Origin of the sequence: Bartonella sp. TS82HLJMH (genome assembly GCF_042193495.1) — a bacterium.
GTDB lineage: Bacteria > Pseudomonadota > Alphaproteobacteria > Rhizobiales > Rhizobiaceae > Bartonella > Bartonella grahamii.
Genome location: NZ_JBHILU010000039.1, coordinates 1 through 3,951, shown reverse-complemented (window position 1 = coordinate 3,951; position 3,951 = coordinate 1). Strand labels below are relative to the sequence as shown.

Below are 3,951 nucleotides of genomic sequence, written 5' to 3'. Positions count from 1 at the left end.
TCTTCTTCAAAGGATTGGAAATTCAGCCAGTCCACATAAAATTGATGCGGTCCTAACATCATCAAAGGATCTCTCATTGCCTTCCTCCCCTCATTCTGTCCCGCCATGCAGAGCATTAGCGCGTGCCCGTTGAATGGCGTGGGCAACCGCACGACCAGTGGCAACAGGATCACGGGCGCCATTGACATGCACTGTTACATTTTGATTGTGGGTGATGGGGGAGCGGTCTTTTCCTCTTTGTTCTCTCACAGAGTAATTGGCATGCCCCGCCCCCGCAAATTGTGCAATCGGTTGAATGGCTGTTTTGCCTCCCAAAAAACTTGGCAAAAACTCTCTTAAATTAATGGACCCAAACCACCCCTTCATGCGATGAGGCAAAGATTTACAAAAATCTGTCAATTGTGAGATGGTGCCCATAAAACCATCGACAATCGGGTTAAAACTGCGTACAATGCGTAAGGTCATGCCTCACTCCTTGCTGCTTTACGATAGCTCTCAAGCGTCTCGCCAAAAGTGTGCGTCATTTTCTTTTGGCTATCTTCCGCCAAATGATCAAAATAAGTGCTATTGCGCCGGCTGCCGAAACTTAAATCTTCTAAGGATGGTACTTCTTCTGCATCAAATTCGACCCGCAACCGTCCCAGCTGTAAAGTGCTGTTGGAATTTAAATCGCGGTCAAACCAAACCCGCCCACCAAGCAATGCACCACGAGCAATCAGATCATCAAGAAACTGCGTGAAGCTGCGGGTAAGTGTAATGACAGACCGGTCAGATTCTCGTCATTCGCCCAAGGGCGGAAACTGTTGATGATAGTTTTTTCCAATGCTTGCACAGGTGCGCACTACATTGACAACGCGCCAGAGTGGATTACTGGAGGTGGTATGGTTTCCCCATAAAATGCGTCCATTAGCAACCATTTTCCCTACAGAATTATCTAAATGCGCATTTTGGCTAAGCCGTGCTGGTATAAAGGTCGCAATATCGGCTTAATTGAAGCTATTTTTCTCATGACCGATTTCGCCATCAAAATAGCTAATCGGGCGTGCCGTTCCTAAAATGCCTTTAACATCTTGATTTGAAGGAGACCAAAAAACACCGCCCCTTTGCTTATCACGTTTGATAAACATGGCAGCAGCAAAGGGACTTGCTGGTTTAACACTCCAACCACCCTCACTATTTGCCACCCGTACAAAGGAATCAATCAGATAACAAAAATGCAACAATTAAACTTCCCTCTGAAGATATAGCGAAACTTGCAGCAGAGTTTTATAAAAAGTTACAAGAGCTTGTTCAAGACATCAACGACAGTGAAGAAATAGAGCTTACCTTGCCTCTTTTTAAAATTGCATTTAAAACATCAAATAGAGGTTGAAAAAACACTCAAGAACTACACAAATCCAACCTAACCATCATTATAAAATGGAAAATGACGCTGCATTTCTCCTTACATTAAGATTTTTAATAACAATCTGTTTTTTTAATATTATATCTTTTTTTGCTTTTTTGGCTGATGGGGAGCAAACTTCACAAATTATAGATTTTTCTCATTTGCACTCTTTATTAGATATCAAAATCCATTTTGATAAAATGCGCATTTAATGGTGAAAATTAGTCATTTAAAAAAATTATAAATTCTCACCCAATCCCACCTATTCCCACTAAAAAAACTCCTGTCAAACGACAAGCTTTCTTTTTTGTATATCCACAGCAGCATAGATACTGCTTTTCTTTATTGACCATTTCTTCTTTTCTGGTTTCTTTTTTTATATCTTCTCCATTCTTTTCTTTCTTGTGATAACAAGATAAAGTTTATCTCTAAATAATGCACAATAATAACACGATGATATACAATAAAAAAATTACAAATAACTTTTAATATCTTCATATTATTAAAATAATTTTTATTTATAGTTTAGTTTTATTTTTATTTATAATGAGCAATAAAATAAGTTTACAGTAAAACATTATGTATTTTATTATAAAATTTATAATTATACTTTACACAAAAATAAAAATAATCTATTTTTCTCAAAGCAGAAAACTATTCATTTGATATCCTTCTTATAAGCGGGGGTGGAATGTGTGGGGCTTATAAGTTAGGAAAATATCAATGTATAAAAAATCTCTGTTACTCTGTACAGCGGCTATCGCTGTTACGCTGTTTGGCACCCATTTCAACGCATATGCTGAAAATCTCGAAGTTACTGATGGAAAAGTAGAAACCCCATCCGAAAAAACTTATGAAACTATTCATGCAAAAACAGGTGGTAAAATCACCGGTGATAAATTAACAGTAACCGGAAATAAAGACACAAATAAAAACACATATGTTATAACAGCTGAAGGCGATAACAGTGAAATTACTTTAACTAATTCAACCATTAAAAGTAATGATAATGATTCTGATATTCACTTAGGTATTAAGGCCAAAGATAATGCTAAAATTAAAATGACAGGGGGAAAAATTACAGCTCTTGAAAATGGTGCTTCTTTTGAAAACAGTAGTAGTGAAAACGAGCTAACAACGGTAGTTATAAACGGTAAAGATGACCACTTTATTGACAAAGGGATAAATACTACCCACAGCAACCTTATTTTGAAAGACACAACTGTTTCTTTAGCAAACACAGGCATATTTGCAAATGATCACTCCACAATAACAGTCTCTGGAGGATCATTCGATGGAAAAACTGATGGAGTATTTGCACAAAAGGGCAGCACTATTACTTTAGACGAAAAAGTTGCAGTTACATCATCTGAAGGCAATGGACTTCATGCAGAAGGTTCAGGAGCAAAAATCACGAAGACGGGAGGAACTGTCAGTGGGAAACAAAATGCATTATTTGCAGAAAAAGGCGGACAGATTGATGCCACGAGTGTTGCTTTAACAACAGATGGCAAGGGAACCGGTGTAGAAGCCTTTGGTCCTGATAGCAGAATTAACTTGCATGGCGATACAACAATTAACAATACTTTTAACGGCCTTGGAGCAGATAGTGGTGGTAAAATTACCAGTGAAAATTTAACCGTAGTCGGTAGTGAAGCAATTGATCAAGATCCCTACAACGAACAACGCACCGGTGCAACAACATCAGGCTCTGGAAGTGAAATTACGTTAACGGGCAAAACAATTATTAAAAATGTTGATGAAGGTTTTTATGCAGATGGTGGGAGTAAAATCATTAGCGGAGATTTAACAATAACCGGTGGTGAAAGTAAAGAAATGACCGTTGGTATAAACGTTGCGGAGTCTGATAGTGCAATCGAATTAAATGGTAAGACAACCATTCAAAATTTTGATGTTGGTCTCACAGCAGGGAATAATAGCACGATTAAGATGACGAATGGTTATATTGGAGCAGCACAGAATACAATAAAAAATAAAATAGATGCAAAAAAAGTTGCACTATGGGCGGCATTTAACGGACATATTGATGTCCAGAATGCTTCTCTAACAGCAGGAGTTTCTGGTTTGCAATTTATAGCCCTCTATAATATTAAATCAGATGTACCTCAAAAACATCAAAGCAATGCAATAAATTTGACCAATACAAAACTCTCCGCTGACAACGGTGCTGGAATTTTTATTACTGCTTTCTCTGATCCAGACATTACAGAGAATGCAGATTTTTCAATCGGTACAGTCCATCTCAAAAATTCAGAAATCCATGCCGATGTTTTATTAGGAGATGGTCTTTTTTCAAAAGAAGACGTGTCGTGGAAAAACGAAAATGTTAATATAATCTCCAACGGCACTTTCACATTAAGCGCTGATCAGTCTATTCTAGAGGGCAGAGCGAATATTGCTAAAGACAGAAATGTACACTTTGATTTGCAAAACAATACGCAATGGATCGTAAAAAACAGCACAAACGAAAAAGATGGTGATGGCAATCTGCTTGATATTGCTCAAAGGTCTCGTTCTGATATTTCCACGCTTAATCTCGATAA

1 protein-coding gene and 4 pseudogenes are annotated in these 3,951 nt (G+C 37.7%); 2 read left to right on the top strand and 3 right to left on the bottom strand.

The genetic code is table 11. The annotated features are described in order from the left end of the window. From ACFIKO_RS08800 to ACFIKO_RS08790, 3 genes and pseudogenes are all read right to left on the bottom strand, one after another. A pseudogene (locus tag ACFIKO_RS08800) lies at nt 1-77 on the bottom strand (phage tail protein); the annotation flags it as partial. Nucleotides 78-90: 13 nt separating this feature from the next. Then, nucleotides 91-465 carry a hypothetical protein gene (locus ACFIKO_RS08795; protein ID WP_375673816.1) on the bottom strand — a complete coding sequence of 125 codons (375 nt, stop codon included), beginning with the start codon at nt 463-465 and terminating at the stop codon, nt 91-93. Continuing rightward, nucleotides 462-1,214, bottom strand: a pseudogene (locus ACFIKO_RS08790) (phage tail sheath family protein); the annotation flags it as partial. The gene ACFIKO_RS08795 and the pseudogene ACFIKO_RS08790, both read right to left, overlap by 4 nt. Between ACFIKO_RS08790 and ACFIKO_RS08785 the strand changes: the two are divergent. Together ACFIKO_RS08785 and ACFIKO_RS08780 are read left to right on the top strand one after the other, a co-directional pair. Then, nucleotides 1,211-1,406 (top strand): annotated as a pseudogene (locus tag ACFIKO_RS08785) (transcriptional regulator); the annotation flags it as partial. The pseudogenes ACFIKO_RS08790 and ACFIKO_RS08785 overlap by 4 nt on opposite strands. Before the next feature lie 704 nt (nt 1,407-2,110). Continuing rightward, nucleotides 2,111-3,951 (top strand): annotated as a pseudogene (locus tag ACFIKO_RS08780) (autotransporter outer membrane beta-barrel domain-containing protein); the annotation flags it as partial.